Origin of the sequence: Mesorhizobium sp. M0306 (assembly GCF_040321655.1) — a bacterium.
In the GTDB taxonomy this organism is placed as follows: Bacteria; Pseudomonadota; Alphaproteobacteria; order Rhizobiales; family Rhizobiaceae; genus Mesorhizobium.
Window position 1 is genome coordinate 20,131 of the sequence record NZ_JAMYRY010000040.1, and the last position, 18,041, is coordinate 38,171.

The following is an 18,041-nucleotide window of genomic DNA, read 5'->3' on the forward strand; positions in this document are numbered from 1 at the left end:
GATCGACAAACCTGGGATCTGATTATGGACGACTACGATAACCAGAAAGGCGCTGAGCCTGAGGACGTGCGCGCCGCATTGAAGGGGTGGGCATGGTTTGGTGTTCTAATGAGCATTGTCTTTGGTGTCGCCTACGTCCTGATTGAGATGTAGTGGCCCACGAAGCAGCTAGCCCTTGCGGACTGCCCGAGAAGATCGGCAACGTCATTGGCGCGTTTGCAGTGACTTGGGCTGTGCTCGGTGCTGGTATATTTAGGCTGCGGACTAATAAAAGCGAAGTGACGATCTGATGACCGCCAAAGCCATGCTCGACAAGAAGGCGCCGCTGGCACTTTCATCGGTATAACGGGCTTTGGCGCCAGCGGCCCGGCGGAGAAACTCTAAAAACTTTTCAATATGCCGCAAAGCCGGTACGACATATTGACCGGCGGTCTGTATGCCCATTTCAGGAACACCGGCTCGATGATTCCCAGCACGCTCCAAGCACCCGACTTCCCGGCAAACGTTCGCGAGCTCGACGATGAAGCGCTGCTGGATATCGTGCAACGGCAAACGGCCCGGTACTTCTGGGAAGGCGCACATCCCGTCAGTGGTCTTGCCCGAGATCGCCAGAAGACCACCGGTGCTCCGGCCAACGATCTCGCAGCCATTGGCGGCTCTGGCTTCGGCATCATGGCAATCATCGTTGCTGTTGAACGCGGTTGGATCGATAGCACGGCCGCATTATGCCGATTGCAGCGAATGCTGGATTTCCTGGAAAGCTCGCCGCGCTACCATGGCGTGTTCCCGCATTTCATCAATGGCCGTACCGGTGCGACAATTCCATTCCGTCGCAAGGATGACGGCGCTGATCTGGTCGAAACCACTTTCCTGTTTCAAGGTCTGATCTGCGCCCGCGAGTATTTCGCCGGGATGGCAACCGAGGAGGCACGCCTTCGCCATAGCGTGAACGCGCTGTTGTCACAGGCCGAGTGGAATTGGTTCGCACGCGGGGCCCGGCAACTGATGTGGCACTGGAGCCCGAACCACGGCTGGGCGATGGACAGCCCGATCAGGGGTTGGAACGAATGCATGCTCACCTTCGTGCTGGCGGCGGGATCAACTCGCCACCCCATTGATCCGGGCATCTATCACGAAGGCTTTGCTGGTGGATCCGACTTTCGAAACGGGCGCGATCATTGCGGGATCGTCCTGCCATTGGGAATGGATTCTGGTGGTCCGCTCTTCTTCTCGCAATATTCCTTCTGCGGGCTCGATCCACGAGGCCTGAGCGACCGATACGCCGACTACTGGCAACAGAACCTCCGTCATACGCAGATCAATTATCGGCATTGCGTCCGCAATCCCCATAGCCATCTGGGATACGGCCCTGACTGCTGGGGTCTGACCGCGAGCCATGGGCCGCGAGGATACGTCGCAAGTGCACCTGACAGGGACTTTGGCGTAATCACCCCGTCCGCTGCCCTGTCGAGTTTCCCTTATGCTCCGGGGGAAGCGATGCGCGCACTGCGCGGTTTCCTGACCAAGCCTCGAAACCGCATATGGGGCCGCTTCGGCTTTGTCGACGCGTTTTGCGAAAGCCGCAACTGGTACTCCCGAACCTATCTGGCCATCAATCAGGGGCCAATCATCGCGATGATCGAGAACCATCGTACAGGGCTGTTGTGGAGACTGTTCATGGGCGCGCCGGAAGTGCGCAGGGGCTTGGCGAGGCTGGGCTTCACCAGCCAGCACCTCGACACATCAACGTCTGCTCAGGGGCCACGAGCTGCCGCGGGTATGGTTCCACTGGGTTGCACCTAGCGCCGCAGGGTGGTTTTGTCCCTGAGTGATCTGCTGGCAGGTCGGAGCAGTTCGCGAAGCGCGTCCCGCCGCGTCCTAGCTACTGCTCAGGATCGGGAAATGTCAGCGACTTGGTCTCGAGAAAGTCTAAGCGCGGGCTCCAAGCGCTATCATGTATTCCCGACAACGATGGAATAGATAGCGCCGCCAATAAATAACGCAGTCGACATTCTCATGAATAGCTGAAATGAAAAATACTCTCTCATCGCGGCCTCCTTTGTTTCTATTAATTTCTCTCAGCCAAGATTCGACCATATCACATAAGGATACGATCTGGTAATTTATTTCCAGGCCGTGCTACGCAGATCGCTGCTTGAAAATGGTCGACTGAAGCCGTGTCATGTCCAATTGATCGCGACAGGCAAATAGTCGGTGGGTGTTGTCAAAAACTGACAAATCCGCTCAGGCCACCCAACGCTCCGGGTTGACTGCCTTCAACGGTGACACGGGGAGGCAGGCTTCTCGGAGAGCACATACCTGTTAGTCGCCCTCGGTGGCGATCAAAACCCAGTCGCACTTCGTTGACCGTGTTTCGTGGGCGAACGTCCACGTATCGATCACCTCAACAATCAGCGTGGGATCGCCAGCCACGACCCAGTCGTTGGCTGAAAGGGTGACACTGACCACCTCGGAAACGAAACGAACGCCGATCTCTGCGGTCCCATTCTCCTCGAGAGCCTCGATGACTTTTGCTTCACTCACGCCGATGAGGGTCAGCTGCAGCGTCTCTTCCCGATCCCGGCGCCCGGCAATAGCTCGTTCGAAGGTCTCAAGCACTTCCGGCCCGACAAGGCGTTTCAGCGTTTGGATGTCGCCATCTGCATAGGCCCGCAGGATAACTTCATAGGCCGTTTTCGCGCCGATCAGAAACGCGGCGAGGTCAAAATTCGGATCGATGTCGCGGATCACATCCAAGGGCTGGCCCGCCGATGAAGTGTAATCGGCAACGCCGCTTCGTTGCTCAGTCACCGCATCGCCCCGCTTGGTCTTGTCGTCATCCGAGCGCGGCAGCAGCTGGTCCCAGCCTGCCAGCAATGCCCAATAAAACGCGACAATTGCCACGAGCAAGATCTGGTTGTTTGGATCTGTGGTCTCGTTCATGACAGTCTCCCCAACAATAACAGACCCCGATTGAGCTGGAGGCGAGTGTTAGAGAATGCGCGGCAGCTTTTCCCATTGGTGGAAGGGTGGCGGCGACGGCAGCAGCCATTCGAGGGTGGCCGCCCCTTCGCCCCATGGGTTGGCGCCAGCCTGGCGTTTGCGGCTGAAGGCTTCCACTACCGTGATGAAGAAGACGACAAGTCCGGCCGTTGAAATGTAGGACCCGATCGACGAGACGAAATTCCAGCCGGCGAAAGCGTCGGGGTAGTCGGCATAGCGTCGCGGCATGCCGGCCATGCCGAGAAAATGCTGCGGGAAAAAGACCAGGTTGACGCCAATGAACATCACCCAGAAATGCAGCTTGCCCATCGTTTCGTTGTACATATAGCCGGTCATCTTCGGGAACCAGTAATAGAAGCCGGCGAAGATGGCGAAGACCGCGCCCAAAGACAGCACATAATGAAAGTGGGCGACCACAAAATAGGTATCGTGATACACGCGGTCGATACCGGGGTTTGCAACCATGATGCCGGTGACGCCGCCGATGGTGAACAGCAGGACGAAACCGAGAGCCCACTGCATCGGTGTCTTGAAGTCTATCGATCCTCCCCACATAGTCGCCAGCCAGGAAAACACCTTCACGCCGGTTGGAACGGCGATGACCATCGAGGCGAAGGCGAAGTAACGCTGGGTGTCCACGGACAGGCCGGTCGTATACATATGATGCGCCCACACGACGAAGCCGATCGCGGCGATCGCCACCATCGCATAGGCCATGCCGAGATAGCCGAAGATCGGCTTCCTGGCGAAGGTCGAGATGACATGGCTGATGATGCCGAAGCCGGGTAGAATCATGATGTAGACTTCGGGATGGCCGAAGAACCAGAACAGATGCTGGTAAAGGACTGGATCACCGCCGCCGGCGGGCGCGAAGAAGGTTGTCCCGAAATTGCGATCGGTCAAAAGCATGGTGATGGCGCCGGCGAGTACCGGCAGCGACATCAGCAGCATGAAGGCAGTAACCAGCATCGACCAGGCGAACAGAGGCATCTTGTGCATCGTCATGCCAGGCGCGCGCATATTGAAGATGGTGGTGATGAAGTTGATAGCGCCAAGGATCGAAGAGGCACCCGACAGGTGGATTGACAGAATCACGAGGTCGACCGCGGGGCCTGGCTGGCCATTAGTCGACAAGGGCGGGTAGAGCGTCCAGCCGCCGCCATGGCCAAGCGTGCCGGGCGCTCCTGGAACGAACATTGAGGTGATGAAGAGGGTAAATGACATCACCAGCAGCCAGAACGAGATGTTGTTCAAGCGCGGAAAGGCCATGTCGGGGGCGCCAATCATGATCGGTACCATCCAGTTGCCGAAGCCACCAATCAGTGCCGGCATTAGGACGAAAAAGATCATGACCAGCCCGTGGGCACTGACGACGACGTTGTAGACCCCCGGATCGCCAAATATCTGCAGGCCCGGCTCCTGCAACTCCATGCGGATCAACACGGAAAGCGCTGTACCGAAGACTCCGGCCATGATCGAGAACAGCAGGTAAAGCGTCCCGATATCCTTGTGGTTGGTGGAGAACAGCCACCTGACGACAAACCGTGGCTTATGATCATCCAAGGCCGTGGTGGCTGGATTGGACATGATTTGCTTCCTGCTCTTCACTGGAGGCGCGGCGGACTCAAAGATGGACCCGGCCGTCGGCGATCCGCCGTCACAGGAGGATCAGGTCTCGCCTGCACTCATTCATTCATCGGTGACGATCACATCCATCGGAATGTCGTGTGGCTGCGGATAGATGGTCTGGATCCTGCTGCCGGCGTAACCGACGCCGACGACGAGAGGCCGCTTCGGCACGGCCGCCAGGGTCCGGTCAAAAAAGCCCCCGCCATAGCCCAGGCGGTAGTTAGCCTGGTCGAAACCGACAACCGGCGCGATGACGACATCCGGCTGGACCGATGGCCCATTTGACGGAACAAGAATGTTCCAGATGCCGCGTTCGAGCGGGTCTCCTGGTCCCCAGATCCGAAACTCCAGAGGCCAACCTTTTTTGATGACGACCGGCAGCGCGATCCGCCCGCCGCGCTCGATCACCCGTATCGCCCAGTTGCGAAGGTCCGGCTCGCCGCGAAAAGGCCAGTAGCCGCTGACGACGCGCCCGCTGACCCGGCCGACAGCCCGGTCGAGCGCGGAGGCGATACGTCTAGACCTCGCCACGCGTTCCTCGGCGTCGACGGCAAGACGCTCATCGATCAAGCGCTTGCGCTCCGCCTTGCGCCATCGAAAGACATCCGTCCATACGTCTTGCACAATCGGCCCGGTGCCATATCCGGGAACGAGTTCGTGCATGAAGCACGGCGGGGAGGCGTACTCTCGCGTTTCCAAGAGAACATCGTCCTGATCAGACATTGTGCGCTCCATCAACTCTGCGGCGGAAAATCATCTTGACCTTCTGGACGTTGCGCTGCGTAAAACAGGAAGGCAAACGGAATTAAATGCTGTATTGATGCAAAATTATTGCACTGACTGGAGCCAGAAGGGATATCGACCGCGCTCGAACTTTTTTGGAAATCGTCCATTCCGGCAGCTTTCTGAAAGCCGCCGACCGGCTCCACGTCACGCAGACAACTGTCAGCGCGCGGATACGCACTCTGGAAGAAGAACTCGGCCGTCAGCTCTTTATCCGCAACCGCAATGGCGCGCAGCTGACTCCGGCGGGCCGGGAATTCGAGCGGTTCGCCCAATCATTCGTACAAATCTGGGAACGTGCGCGCCATCAGCTCGCCATCCCATCGGGACGGACAAGCGTGATTGCCTTGGGCGGAGAGCTCAGTCTGTGGAATCCGCTGCTGCTCGACTGGCTGGTCTGGATGAAGAACGCCAGGCCGGAAATCGCCATCCAGGCCCAGGTCGGCGTTCCGGACCAACTCCTCGAGCAGCTGAGGACCGGCGTTCTGGACATTGCCGTGCTCTATGCGCCGAAGCTGCTGCCGAGTTTCAAGGTAGAGCTTCTCGTCGAGGAGCAACTCGTCCTGGTTCGGACCACGGACAGAGACCGGGGAACGGTCGGGTCCAACGATTATGTCTATGTCGATTGGGGACCGCTGTTTGCGGCCCAGCATGATGCCAGCTCCTCAGCCTTCGGCGAGCCAGGATTGATGGTCGGCCTTGGTCCGCTCGGGCTGAGCTACATCCTGCGCGCCGGCGGAATGGGTTATTTCCGCAGGGGCGCCGCAGCTCCCCATATCGAGGCGGGACAGCTGGAGGTGGTGGAAGGCGCCCCGGAATTCACCTATCCAGCCTATGCAGTCTATCCGGAAGCAAGCGAGGTGCGTGCCGACGTGCAGGAGGCGTTACGTGGTCTGAAGCAGGTGGTGAAATGACAGCGTTGTTTCAGTTCCAAATCATCGGTCATCAAGCCGGAAAGAAATCCGTTGCCATGGGTTGACCGTACATGCCTTATCCATTCCACACCATCGGTCACTCGACGCGGTCGATCGCCGAATTCGTCGCCCTGCTACGGATCGCAGAGATCACCCTGGTTATCGACATCAGGACTGTCAGACGCTCGCGGGCGAACCCGCAGTTCAACAGCGAGGTGCTTCCCGAAGCGCTGGCAGCGTTCGGGATCGGATATGAATACATTGCCGAGCTTGGCGGCCTGCGCGGCAAGGCGCACGACGTTCCACCTGTGCTCAACGCATTCTGGATCAACCAGAGTTTTCACAATTACGCCGACCACGCGCTGTCGGCGGAGTTTCTTGACGGCCTGAATCGGCTTCTGTCCCTCGGCAGGCAGCGGCGAAGCGCCATCATGTGCTCGGAAACGCTCTGGTGGCGCTGTCACAGAAGAATCGTCGCCGATTATCTCCTTAGCCGCGGCGAGGCTGTCTTTCATTTAATGGGCAAGGATAAGATCGAGCCGGCGAAACTCACCGACGCCGCGAAGGCAAGGGCCGACGGAACGCTTGTCTACCCGTCTTCACATCCTTCGGGATAGTCGAGCTCTCAGGCCGCCGACGGACCTGGGTCGTCGAACCCGGTGTCGAAGGCCGCGATGTTTTTGTCCGCCGCTTGGTCCTGCATCTCATCGGAACGATGAACGACGCGCAGAACCGGCCCGGCCGATCGCGACGAGCCCGGCGCGGCAGCTCCCGCCAGCTTCAATCTCTCGCGCCTTGCGGTTTCCGGCTGATAGACCACTTCATGCACACTCAGCGTTTCAAGGCCGCCGTCCGCAGTTGGAATGGACATCGACTCACCTTCGGCCAAGCCAAGCAGCGCCAGACCGCGCGGATTGGTGATAGGCAAAAGCATTCCAACCAGACCGCGCATCTCGTCATGTGCGACGATGCGGGTTTCGGCAGGGCCGTCGTTTACCCGATAAGCCACGCGGCTGCTGAGCGTCACGACGGTTGCCGGAACATCATCCCGAAACATTACAACGGCGCTCGAAATCTTCCGGTCAAGGATAGCCGAGAGGATTTCGCCGCGGCTCGGATGGCGTTCCCGCATTACTTCAAGAATTGCGTAGTCCTTGGTGGTCAGTTGACAGCTGTCGGTAGTGGGCATGGCGCGTCTCCAGCCGGTCCGCGGGGCGGAATCCGGCGTTAAGCAATTGATCGGGTGGGAAAACTTCCCCCTGTGCCGGACCATAATAGGCCGGCACAGGGGTCAGACTCCCGCGATCAAGCTGCCCGCGTGATTGAGGAGACGCACGGAAATGCCCATGTCTAGACGCTCGCCTCGATAGTCGAAGGCGCTGGCGGGCGCTGTTCGGTCACGCCTTCCGGAGCCGGTTGTTTCACCGCTAGCACCGAGAGTTCGTGCCGCCGCCCGTCTCGCGCAGTCCACATGATCGACTGTCCGGCCGAGAGGCCGATCAGGGCCGTGCCGATCGGCGTGAGGATTGAAACCTTGCCTTCGGTGATATCCGCATCGCCAGGAAAAACCAGCGTGACCGTTTTCGCGTCGCCGGTGTCTGGCTTGAACGTCACTGTCGAGCCCATCTGGACGGTACCTGTGGGAATCCAACCGTCGGGGACGATACGAGCCCGTTCCAGTTCGGCGAGCAGTTCATCGGAAGCCTCCGGATTTCGTGCGGCGACGGCGCCCGCGAGCGCCGACAGACGCGCATGGTCCGACTGCGAGATGCGGATGTTCGGCCTACGCCGGGTCTTCTTGTCTTGCATTTGAATACTCGTATCTCGTTGGGACGCCGCCGCGAAAGATGATGCGAGCGGCCAATTCAAGAATGTCCTGCTCACAGCCGAGCCGAGTCGATCGGCGGCCCGCGGACTTCCATGTCGATTTTTTAAGTGTTGCCCCTCGGCTCGGGGGCACATGCCAGCCGAGCCGGGGGTTACGATCCCGCGATGGGGCAAACCCGGAAAAGAAAGTCGTGACGGATTTTAACGGCGGCATTCATATCATGATAGTTGGTGAACAGATCCGGGAAGTCAAGGAAGCCGCCTCGGCGGGTATTAAAGTCGCGAGCTAGTCAACGCGAGCGCCAAGCAAGGTGTTTATCACCAGCTCTCTTCGAGAGTTTCTGCCTGTCCCGCTCGGTCTCTCTTCGGCAAGCCCGAGGAGATAAGGCGTTCGGCCAATACTTTCGACAGCGCCTGGCAGGTCCACGGTTCGTGCGTTTGAGCGCCGCTGCTCCTCCTCGGTGAGGTCGCTCCAGCCCAGAGCGCGGCCTAAACCGCTGCCCACGAACCTCAACGCTCAAGACGACACCAGAAATTCGGCTGAGCCCATGATCCGGGCTACATTTCGCGTGCGAAGAACGCGGCTGGCGAGATCGTGCCCGCGTTCATGCGCGCGAAGTTGTCCTCGGCTTGCCGGTTGCCAGCGATCGCCCCGAAGAGTTGCTGCATCTCCATTGGCGGCTCCTCGTTGCGAGTTGGCAGGTGAACTCATACATCGGCAGCGAGTGTTGGTCGCGCTGTCGCTGATAGTCCGCCATAGCCGCCTCGAAACTGCTGTCACCCTTGAAAGCCAGGCCAAGTGCTTTTGCGCAGAGCTCAGCATCCCGGAAGGCATCGCTGATACCCTGCGCAGTGTTTGCCTCCTTGTTATAGCCGGCATCGCCAACGAGCGCCCAGCTTTGCAGAGGAGAGTGCTTTGATCCGGCGTTGCGTACAGGACGCAGCCGGCCTATCTGGACAGCGGCGGCCGGCCGGGCGCATTGACAGGCGCGTGTCGCTCACGGACGAACGCTGATGATCGTCTTCCCCGAGCGTCGCTCGGTCGTTTTGAACGCGGAAACGGCATCGTCGAGGGTCGAGATGTTGCCGATGTTCGTCCGCAGCCGTCCGTCCCGCACGCGCTGGACGATTTCACTCAGTTGAGCACGATCGGACTCGACAACGAAGTCGACCGCCAGGCCATTGGCGGGCGGCGCGTCGGGCGGCCCGACGACGGTCACCAGTGTTCCTCCGGCTCGAACCGCAGGAGAGGGGCCAATCCGTGCTGCTTGTCGATGTCATGGGTTCACCGAAAGAAACTTTTGTCTCTTGGACGGCGAATGCCCGCTTCGCGCCTAATGTCGGTCGTTGCGATGATGTGCGAAAATCCCAAAAGCGGACACTCGCCCCGGCGGCTTACCTCTGCGCCACGAACAGTTTGATCAAGGCAGGCAGATGCCGGCAAGGGAAGCAACTGGCTTGATGATATGATATATAGGCAAAGTCATGCAGATCTGCCCGTCGGCGAATAGAATTCGCCGGAGAGCAAAAAGGGGAGAGCAAGCCGTCTGCGCGGGCTTGGCCATACGACAGCCACGGCCAGCGAAGCCGTTGAGAGTGAAGCTACGATAGGGTCTCGTCACGGCCGTCGACAGCAGGCGCAAATCTGGCTTTCGCCCGCCGCTTGAAAACAGTGTAGCATGCGAAAAACTGTGCGGACGTTCTTATGAGTTTTGATGATATCGACCTCAATTTGCTACGAGTATTCGACGTTATGATGCGTGAAAGGAGCGTAACGCGTGCAGCGACCGAATTGGGAAGAACACAATCCGCTGTAAGTCATTCCCTATCAAAGCTTCGGTATCTCTTGCAGGACGAATTGTTCACGAGAGACGGGGGGGAGATGCGGCCAACCCCACGGGCGGTGGAGTTGCTGTCAGATATTTCTGCTGCACTGGCAACGATCCGCGCGTCGATCGACCGGCATCAGGTGTTCAATCCGGCAACGACGCGACGCAACTTTCGCGTTGGACTTACCGATTACCACGCCATGATATTTATCCCTGGGCTCATTCGAGAATTTTCGAGGCAAGCTCCTGGCGCGACGCTGAACGTCATTCCCGCAAACGGACCCGAGATCGGTTCATCAGTCTATTTGAGACAAGTCGACTGTGCGCTGACGGGAGCCGCGATACGCGATGACCCGGGTCTCCTGAAGGTGGAACTTGGCCAGGATCAGCTATTTTGCGCGGTGTGGAGTGGAAGCAAGATAGCCAGGAACGCAATGACACTGGAAACGTATTTGGCCAGTTCTCACCTGCAGATTTCCGCAGATGGTCTGGCAGAAGGTCTTGCTGATGCCGCCCTCAAGCTAATGGGTCTACGGCGCAATGTCGTTGCGACCATCCCGAATTATCTGGTGCTGCCCTGGGCGCTTCGCGGCACTGAACTGATTACCCATTGCGGCGATGCCATCCTGCAAATGCTGGATGAGAGGAGCGAGGTGACGCTGGTCCCGCCGCCCCTTCCGATATCAAATGTGAATGCGTGGCTCATTGTTCACCGCCAGATGGCGAATGACCCGGGTACCAAATGGCTCCGGGAAATCATCATTAGCATCTACAACGAGTCGCGGACCAAGAGAGATCAAGGGCCAACCGTCGGAGCACCGGGGTTGGCTGCACAATAGATCGCGCGCACTGTCGCTCATTCGATCAGCCCGCTCAAGCAAACCGGCCCGATCACCACTCAAGTCCCTTTTCACCCGAGAGCGGGTGCCTCGTAAATTATGAGCAGCGCTCATTTTCGTAATGAGAACAATCAATTTGACGAATACTTATGCTTGAGAGCACAGTCTCTTCAAGAAAAACAGGGGAATACCGAAATGAGATCCACGTTCAAGGGCCTCCTTGCCCTCGCTATCGCGTGCACCGCCTCCTCGGTGTGGTCCGCAACCCTCGACAATGTCAAGAAAAATGGCGTGCTGACGTGTGGCACAAATTCGGCCACGGCTGGCTTCAGCCTTCCCGACAATGAAGGCAAATGGACCGGATTTGTGGTCGACTATTGTCGCGCCGTGGCCGCTGCCGTGCTCGGGGATGCGCAAAACGTCAAGTTCATCCCATTGACGCCAAAAGATCGCTTCACCGCCTTGCAGTCGGGAGAGATCGACATTCTCGCACACAACGCAACCTGGACCTCCTCCCGCGATACATCCCTCGGCATACTGTTTGCCGGCACGTATTTTTATGACGGTCAGGGATTCATGGTGCGCAAGGCGGACAACATCACGTCAGCCAAGGGGCTCGAGGGCGCATCGATATGCGTCACCCAGGGCACCACGACCGAGTTGAACCTTGCCGACTATTTTCGCTCGCAGTCGATCAAGTATACGACGGTTGGTTTCGCCGACGAGGAAGCGGTCGTGAAGGCTTACGAGGAGGGTCGTTGCGACGTCTTGTCCGCGGACACCTCCACCTTGAACGCGTCGCGGCTTCGCATGGCCAAGCCGGACGACAGCATTGTTCTTCCCGAGCTGATCTCAAAGGAGCCGCTTGGCCCGGCGGTGCGGCAGGGTGACGACCAGTGGTTCAATGTGGCGAAGTGGACGCTCTACGTCATGATGGCCGCGGAAGAAAACGGGGTCACCTCCAAGAACGTCGATGCCATGAAGTCGTCGGACAATCCCAGCATCCGCCGTCTGCTTGGCGTGGACGGTAGCATAGGCAAGGACATCGGGCTCGGCGACGACTGGCCGGTCCAGGTGATCAAACAGGTAGGCAACTACGGTGAAGTCTTTGATCGCAATATCGGCAAGGATTCGCCGCTGAAAATGGAGCGTGGCATGAACGCGCTCTGGAACAAAGGCGGCGTTCAGTACGCTCCGCCGATCCGCTAGGCAAAGCATGGTTGCAAGGCGCTGGCGTGTTACCACCAGCGCCCTGCACGGATCCCGATAGGAACAGGCCATGTCCCATTTGTCGCTTCCCGCGCCGTCGCGCAGGAGCCTGTCGCTGCACGATACGAAAGTGCGAGGCGTTCTCTACCAGCTCTTGCTCGCTGGCTGTCTGCTGGCCTTGGCCCTGGGCATCGGGATGCAGACAGCATCGAATATGCGGGTCCGGGGGATTCCGCTCTCATTCGATTTTTGGAATGAGGCTGCCGGCTTCGACATCAGTCAGACCCTGATACCGTACGATGCGCTGTCCACCTATGGTCAGGCCTTCTGGGTCGGAGTGGTCAACACACTCTACGTCAGCGTACTCGCAATCCTGTTGGCGACCTTGCTTGGCTTCGTCATCGGCGTTGCCCGCCTGTCGCGGAACTGGATCGTTTCGAAGGTGGCGACCGCCTATGTCGAGCTTGTGCGCAATGTCCCGTTATTGCTGCAGCTGCTGTTCTGGTACAACGCCGTCCTCAAGCCGTTGCCCTCCCCGAAGGCGTCTATTGCCATCCCCGGCGGCATCTACCTAAACAATCGCGGCCTCATCATTCCGGAGATCCAGTTGCATCCGGGAGCGGGGTTGGTGAGCCTGGCATTCGTGACGGCCATTTCCTGCTGCGTTGCATTCTGGTTTCGCGCCAGGAGCGTCCAGAGACGGACGGGCAAGCAGCTGCCGGTGCTTTTGGTCAGTCTGGCGACGTTGATAGGATTTCCGCTGGTCGTGTTCCTGGCGGCTGGCGAGCCGGTCTCGTTCGTCGCGCCGCAGCTGCGCGGCTTCAATTTTCAAGGCGGGCATCAGCTCTATCCGGAGTTTGCCGCTCTCCTGATCGGTCTGTCGGTCTACACCGGTTCATACATCGCCGAGATCGTTCGAGGTGGAATCCAGGCAGTGCCAAAGGGCCAGACGGAGGCTGCGTATGCGCTGGGGCTGGCGCCGGGCAAGACGCTTCGTCTGGTCGTCGTTCCCCAGGCGCTGCGGATCATCATACCGCCTTTGACAAGCCAGTATCTCAATCTCATCAAGAACTCGTCGCTGGCGGTGTTCATCGGCTATCCCGACCTCGTGCAGATCTTTGCAGGGACGGTGCTCAACCAGACCGGCGCGGCCGTCCAGGTCATGGCGATCACCTTGTCTGTCTATCTCGTTATCTCCCTCGCCACGTCGTTGGCCATGAACGCGTGTAACCGACATTTTGCGATCGTCGAGAGGTGACGCGTGAGCGATCAGTCCATGCATTCGCCTTTTGTCAGCGGTGCGCTCATACCAGCGATGGCGCCCCCCGCCGACGTTCGGCCAGGTCCAGTGACCTGGATGAAAAAGAATCTGTTTTCGACGCCGGCTTCAGGCGCGCTGACAATCTGCTTTGTCGTCCTCGCCGTGTGGCTGCTGCATCACTTTTTGAGCTTTGCGATCTTCGACGCGGTCTGGAGCGGCGGTCGCGAAGCATGCCGTGCGAACAGCCAAGGAGCTTGCTGGCCTTTCATTGCCGAGAAGTTCGACTACCTGCGATACGGCGCGTACCCGGTTTCCGAGCGGTGGCGCGTGGACCTTGCGCAGGCGATCGGCGCCATCCTCATCGTTTGGCTCCTGTGGACGAAGGCTCCGCGGCGCGAAGTGGCGGCGTTGCTATTCTTCCTCGTCTACCCCATTGCCGCGTTCGTTCTGGTGCGCGGCGTCGCCTGGCTCCATTTGCCTGTCATCGACACGACGCTCTGGGCGGTCTCTTGATCACGCTGCTGATGTCGATTGTGGGCATCGTCTTCTCGCTTCCGATCGGAGTTATCCTGGCGCTTGGACGCCGGTCGGAACTCCCTTTCGTCAAGACGGTTTGCGTCACATTCATCGAAGTCGTCCGGGGCGTGCCGTTTATCACGGTGTTGTTCATGGCGAACTTCATGATGCCGCTTTTCGTCCCCGACTATCTGACGCCTGATCGTCTGCTGCGCCCGCTCATCGCGATAGCGTTGTTCTCATCCGCCTATATGGCCGAGGTTGTGAGGGCCGGCCTTCAGGCGATCCCGAAGGGCCAATACGAAGCGGCGAAAGCGCTCGGGATCAACTACTTCGACATGATGCGCCTGATCGTCCTCCCCCAGGCGTTGACGATCGTTATCCCGAGCATCGTGTCGACCTTCATCGGCCTGTTCAAGGACACGACGCTGGTCGCCATCGTCGGCATAGCAGATTTCCTGAAGGCCGTCGAAACGGCGCGAGTCGATCCGAACTGGGCAGGCCCGACGATCTCCTCAACCGGCTACCTCTTTGCCGGACTGGTCTACTGGGGCTTTTGCTTCGGCATGTCCCGCTACTCGCAATCGATGGAGCGCCAATTGGCGCGTGGCCACAAATCCTAGGACGAGATGATGATGCCACAAGCAATGCACGCAGCGACGAAGGCAACGCCCTACGGCAAGGCGATGGCCATCGAACTGCGTGGCGTCAATAAATGGTTCGGTTCGTACCATGCGCTCAAGAACATCAACCTCTCGGTGACGCGGGGGCAGCGCATTGTGATCTGTGGCCCCTCCGGGTCGGGCAAGTCGACGATGATCCGCTGCATCAACCATCTCGAGGAGCATCAGTCGGGCGACATCATCGTCAACGGCAAGTTGGTAACCGAGGATCTGCGCAAGATCGACGCAGTGCGCAGCAACGTCGGGATGGTGTTTCAGCACTTCAATCTGTTTCCCCACCTTACGGTGCTTGAGAATTGCACGCTTGCGCCGTTTTGGGTGAGAAAGATGCCGCGGTCGGCCGCTGAGGAATTGGCGCGCCATTATCTCGATCGCGTCAGAATTGCGGAGAAGGCGGAGAGCTACCCAGGGCAGTTGTCGGGTGGCCAGCAGCAACGCGCTGCAATTGCCCGGGCTCTCTGCATGAACCCAAAGATCATGCTTTTCGACGAGCCGACCTCTGCCCTCGATCCGGAGATGGTCAAGGAGGTGCTCGACACGATGGTGTCGCTTGCGAGTGAAGGCATGACGATGCTGTGCGTGACGCATGAGATGGGCTTCGCGCGGGAGGTGGCCGATCGCGTGGTGTTCATGGACCGCGGGGAGATCGTCGAAACCAACACGCCCCATCAGTTCTTCACCAACTCCCGATCGGAACGGGCACGGCAGTTTCTGGCGCAAATCCTCAAATAGGGACGTCCGCAGAAGCAAAGCGGCTGTAACCGTAGCAACAGATTTTCTAGGTGACTATCAAATGGCTTGTGCAGACACGCCCGCATCGGCGCTTGGGCAACGAAATATCGCGGGAATAGATTTCGACCAAATCCACGACCGCCAGCAATTCGGATCCGCCAAATGGGCCAACCAGTGGGATGAGTTCTCTCCGCAGGTCGAGGGCCAGAACCTGCTGTCCCTATGGACAGCGGATATGGATTTCCGCGCTCCGGAAACCGTCATCGCGCGGCTGCGCGAGGCCGCGGACCATGGCATTTACGGCTACACACGCCGCGATCCGCGCCACTATGAGATCGTGCAATCGTGGTTCGCGCGCCGGCACAACTGGTCGCCGAAAGTGGAGACCTTGCTTCCCGCCCCGGCGATCATGCCTTCGGTCGCTGCGATACTGCGAACCTTCACGAAGCCCGGTGACGGCGTCATTGTGCAGTCGCCCGTGTACTCGCCCTATTTCGAAGTGGTTCAGGGAAACGGGCGGGTTCTGCTTACGAACCGGCTGAGATTGCACAACAACAGATATGAGCTCGATCTGGAGGATTTCGAGAGACTGGCGGCTGGCGGTGCCAAGGCATTCCTGCTGTGCAATCCTCACAACCCTGCCGGAATGGCCTGGACACTCGAAGAATTGGCGGCGCTTAACGACATTTGTGAGCGCCATGGGATCCTGGTCATATCCGACGATATTCACTGCGACATAAGGTTGTCGGATCGCCCCCACATCGTCTTCTCCTCCATCTCGGAAGATGCCGCGGAGAAATCGTTCATCTGCACCGCGCCAACGAAGACTTTCAATCTTGCCGGGGTTCCTTCGGCAACCATTTCAGTTGCCAGCAAAAAGCGCCGCGAGACGCTTCTTGCCGCAATGCAGGCGTCATTCATGGTAAATGCAAACTTTTTCGGCCGCTTGGCCCTGGAGGTTGCCTACAGCAGCGGCGCGCCATGGCTCGACCAACTCACGCGTTACATCGCCAGCAACATTGATCTGGTTTGCGAGTTCGCCGGTGAACACCTTCCAGGCATCACGCCCATGCGGCCCGACGCATCGTTTCTGGTGTGGTTGGACGCGTGCGCGCTCGATCGCAGAGTGGGTGGAATTCAGAAGTTCTTTGTCGATCAGGCCGGGGTCAATCTCTACGACGGCCGCGTCTATGGGCCTGGCGGCGAAGGCTTCATCCGTCTGAATGTCGGCTGCCCGCGTCCTCTGTTGCGCCAAGGGCTGGAGCGCATGTCCAGCGCGCTGGCATCTTTGTGATTGAGCGCAACCAAGCCGGAATGCTGCGAATGCGAATTGCCGTCATCAATCCCAACACGACCGCTTCGTCGCAGCCGCCATGGCGGTGGCGGGCCGGGACCGAGATATTGGGCATGCAGTCCATGGCTGGACCTGAAGCGATCGAAGGGCCATTTGACGGTGAACTCTCCGTACCGGGCCTGCTCAAGCAGGTGGTCGCGGCGGAAATGGACAATGTCGACGCCCATATTATTGCGTGCTTCGAGGCACCATTGCTGATCGACGCCCGCAAGCAGGGGGAAGCCTCAAGGTGATCCACCGGGTGTCTACTCGCAAATTGGCGACCCGCCCGCCGCCTAATTTACGCGGCGCGTCGTTGAGCGAGGACCGAACGGGCCCGACGAGGGTCGACAGCGGTTACGATGCCGTGGTGGTGATCGCAGTAGACGCGGTCCGGCGAAGTTGACCCAGCACAAAAACGGTAACCGCCGGGTACCGACGGGTCTTCGCTTACCGGGAAGCGGCACTGATAGAGGCCTAGCTGAATGAGGGGGACGTCTCTCGAAATTACTCTGATATTTTCAGGCATGGTTTTCAGGTTCCTAGTTCATAGCCATTGCCGGTTGAGGGCCGCAGTGCGACCGCGGCAGGCCAGCTTCTCTCGTTTTGGAGGGCAATGGATCACCATATGGTGTTGGTTGCAGCGTCAATGAAGCCCGACGGCCTGGTTTCTGAAGCCAATAGTTTGCGACTTAAGGCCACAGTTGCCGCTGGGTAGCGTGCGGTTGACAGCGCGAAGGCGGCCCGGCCGCCCATGTTGCCGTACCTCTGATCGTGGCGGTCACTGCCCCCTGGGTTCGTCGGCAGACCGGGCAGGGGTGCCCTTGTGGGCCCCTATCAGGCGCGCCCGACCGACACCTCCTTCTCAGTCCGGGGCCTCCTCATGGCCGGCCGCTCTCGCCCCAACCCAAATCACTCTGAACGACGGAGTTCGACCCTTTTGCTGTCATTCGGTTGCGAGCGTTGTATGGCGCGATGCGCCCCAAGACGCTTTCCGTAGGCTGAACCTTGGATGGCCGCTTCGCGCGCAATGTCCGCCCTTGAGGCGATTTTTGCGATTGCCGGATAGCGGACGCTGCAGGCGATTACCCTGGACATCCTAGTTGCGCCATAAGGCGACCTTCATGCCGCTCAAAGCTGCCCTTCGCGCAACGGCTCGAGTCGGACCTATGCCTGAACTTCAGTCGCAGTCCGAAGATCATGAGCAAACTGCCGGCGATCCTATCCAGCCACTTGCGGATCCGCCGTAGAAAGAACTGATCGCAGCGATGGAGAAAACGTCGGCATCGGCCTGACACTTGGCGCGGTCATTTGGGCGGCGGCGGCACCAGCGGCATCATCAGCCTCAGGCCGGCGAAACCGATGCGTGGGGAACAAGGGTGACAAACAGAGCTGGAGGGCGTATGTTGACATAAAGATGTCTTTATGTGACTTGAGTGCGACTGTCGTCTTGAGGATGAAAAATGTCGCAAAGTTCCTCATC

At 59.0% G+C, this 18,041-nt stretch carries 16 protein-coding genes and 4 pseudogenes; 12 read left to right on the top strand and 8 right to left on the bottom strand.

Features of this window, described 5'->3' with window-relative positions:
- The first annotated feature begins 24 nt into the window (after positions 1 to 24).
- Both NKI95_RS31005 and NKI95_RS31010 read left to right on the top strand, forming a co-directional pair.
- On the top strand, positions 25 to 153 hold the full coding sequence (locus tag NKI95_RS31005) for a hypothetical protein (protein ID WP_352566357.1): 129 nt from the start codon (positions 25 to 27) through the stop codon (positions 151 to 153).
- 267 nt (positions 154 to 420) lie between these two features.
- On the top strand, positions 421 to 1,803 hold the full coding sequence (locus tag NKI95_RS31010) for a glucoamylase family protein (protein WP_352721615.1): 1,383 nt from the start codon (positions 421 to 423) through the stop codon (positions 1,801 to 1,803).
- Positions 1,804 to 2,322: 519 nt separating this feature from the next.
- Here NKI95_RS31010 and NKI95_RS31015 read toward each other — a convergent pair.
- The 3 genes and pseudogenes from NKI95_RS31015 to NKI95_RS31025 form a co-directional block, all read right to left on the bottom strand.
- On the bottom strand, positions 2,323 to 2,943 hold the full coding sequence (locus NKI95_RS31015; protein ID WP_352566365.1) for a Tim44/TimA family putative adaptor protein: 621 nt from the start codon (positions 2,941 to 2,943) through the stop codon (positions 2,323 to 2,325).
- Positions 2,944 to 2,991: 48 nt separating this feature from the next.
- A pseudogene (gene ctaD, locus NKI95_RS31020) lies at positions 2,992 to 4,557 on the bottom strand (cytochrome c oxidase subunit I); the annotation flags it as partial.
- Positions 4,558 to 4,692: 135 nt separating this feature from the next.
- Positions 4,693 to 5,355, bottom strand: a complete 663-nt coding sequence (locus tag NKI95_RS31025) for a 5-formyltetrahydrofolate cyclo-ligase (protein ID WP_352566368.1) — start codon at positions 5,353 to 5,355, stop codon at positions 4,693 to 4,695.
- Positions 5,356 to 5,510: 155 nt separating this feature from the next.
- On the opposite strand from NKI95_RS31025, the pseudogene NKI95_RS31030 reads away from it, so the two are divergent.
- The 3 genes and pseudogenes from NKI95_RS31030 to NKI95_RS31040 form a co-directional block, all read left to right on the top strand.
- A pseudogene (locus NKI95_RS31030) lies at positions 5,511 to 5,609 on the top strand (LysR family transcriptional regulator); the annotation flags it as partial.
- Positions 5,610 to 5,753: 144 nt separating this feature from the next.
- Positions 5,754 to 6,329 carry a LysR substrate-binding domain-containing protein gene (locus tag NKI95_RS31035; protein WP_352566405.1) on the top strand — a complete coding sequence of 192 codons (576 nt, stop codon included), beginning with the start codon at positions 5,754 to 5,756 and terminating at the stop codon, positions 6,327 to 6,329.
- 71 nt (positions 6,330 to 6,400) lie between these two features.
- The gene (locus tag NKI95_RS31040) at positions 6,401 to 6,946 is read left to right on the top strand and encodes a DUF488 domain-containing protein (RefSeq protein ID WP_352566370.1); all 546 of its coding nucleotides are present in this window, start codon (positions 6,401 to 6,403) and stop codon (positions 6,944 to 6,946) included.
- Between the two features lie 8 nt (positions 6,947 to 6,954).
- Here NKI95_RS31040 and NKI95_RS31045 read toward each other — a convergent pair whose 3' ends face one another.
- The 3 genes and pseudogenes from NKI95_RS31045 to NKI95_RS31055 form a co-directional block, all read right to left on the bottom strand.
- On the bottom strand, positions 6,955 to 7,518 hold the full coding sequence (locus NKI95_RS31045; RefSeq protein WP_352566371.1) for a GreA/GreB family elongation factor: 564 nt from the start codon (positions 7,516 to 7,518) through the stop codon (positions 6,955 to 6,957).
- Positions 7,519 to 7,679: 161 nt separating this feature from the next.
- Positions 7,680 to 8,138, bottom strand: a complete 459-nt coding sequence (rnk, locus tag NKI95_RS31050; protein WP_352566373.1) for a nucleoside diphosphate kinase regulator — start codon at positions 8,136 to 8,138, stop codon at positions 7,680 to 7,682.
- A gap of 1,016 nt (positions 8,139 to 9,154) precedes the next feature.
- A pseudogene (locus tag NKI95_RS31055) lies at positions 9,155 to 9,397 on the bottom strand (NADP-dependent oxidoreductase); the annotation flags it as partial.
- A 464-nt stretch (positions 9,398 to 9,861) separates the two neighbouring features.
- Here NKI95_RS31055 and NKI95_RS31060 point away from each other — a divergent pair.
- From NKI95_RS31060 to NKI95_RS31090, 7 genes and pseudogenes are all read left to right on the top strand, one after another.
- Positions 9,862 to 10,824 carry a LysR family transcriptional regulator gene (locus tag NKI95_RS31060; RefSeq protein WP_352668589.1) on the top strand — a complete coding sequence of 321 codons (963 nt, stop codon included), beginning with the start codon at positions 9,862 to 9,864 and terminating at the stop codon, positions 10,822 to 10,824.
- A 195-nt stretch (positions 10,825 to 11,019) separates the two neighbouring features.
- Positions 11,020 to 12,033 carry an amino acid ABC transporter substrate-binding protein gene (locus tag NKI95_RS31065; RefSeq protein ID WP_352721622.1) on the top strand — a complete coding sequence of 338 codons (1,014 nt, stop codon included), beginning with the start codon at positions 11,020 to 11,022 and terminating at the stop codon, positions 12,031 to 12,033.
- Positions 12,034 to 12,103: 70 nt separating this feature from the next.
- Positions 12,104 to 13,291, top strand: coding sequence for an amino acid ABC transporter permease (locus tag NKI95_RS31070; RefSeq protein WP_352566379.1), 1,188 nt, complete (start codon positions 12,104 to 12,106; stop codon positions 13,289 to 13,291).
- A gap of 18 nt (positions 13,292 to 13,309) precedes the next feature.
- Positions 13,310 to 14,433, top strand: a pseudogene (locus NKI95_RS31075) (amino acid ABC transporter permease).
- A gap of 63 nt (positions 14,434 to 14,496) precedes the next feature.
- On the top strand, positions 14,497 to 15,225 hold the full coding sequence (locus tag NKI95_RS31080; protein WP_352566381.1) for an amino acid ABC transporter ATP-binding protein: 729 nt from the start codon (positions 14,497 to 14,499) through the stop codon (positions 15,223 to 15,225).
- Positions 15,226 to 15,286: 61 nt separating this feature from the next.
- Complete coding sequence (locus NKI95_RS31085; protein WP_352566382.1) at positions 15,287 to 16,519, top strand: MalY/PatB family protein; 1,233 nt, start codon at positions 15,287 to 15,289, stop codon at positions 16,517 to 16,519.
- Between the two features lie 29 nt (positions 16,520 to 16,548).
- Complete coding sequence (locus NKI95_RS31090) at positions 16,549 to 16,812, top strand: aspartate/glutamate racemase family protein (protein WP_352721618.1); 264 nt, start codon at positions 16,549 to 16,551, stop codon at positions 16,810 to 16,812.
- A gap of 47 nt (positions 16,813 to 16,859) precedes the next feature.
- Here NKI95_RS31090 and NKI95_RS31095 read toward each other — a convergent pair whose 3' ends face one another.
- Both NKI95_RS31095 and NKI95_RS31100 read right to left on the bottom strand, forming a co-directional pair.
- On the bottom strand, positions 16,860 to 17,087 hold the full coding sequence (locus NKI95_RS31095) for a GcrA family cell cycle regulator (protein ID WP_352566386.1): 228 nt from the start codon (positions 17,085 to 17,087) through the stop codon (positions 16,860 to 16,862).
- 692 nt (positions 17,088 to 17,779) lie between these two features.
- The coding region (locus NKI95_RS31100; protein ID WP_352721620.1) for a hypothetical protein at positions 17,780 to 18,041 on the bottom strand (262 nt) is incomplete at its 5' end.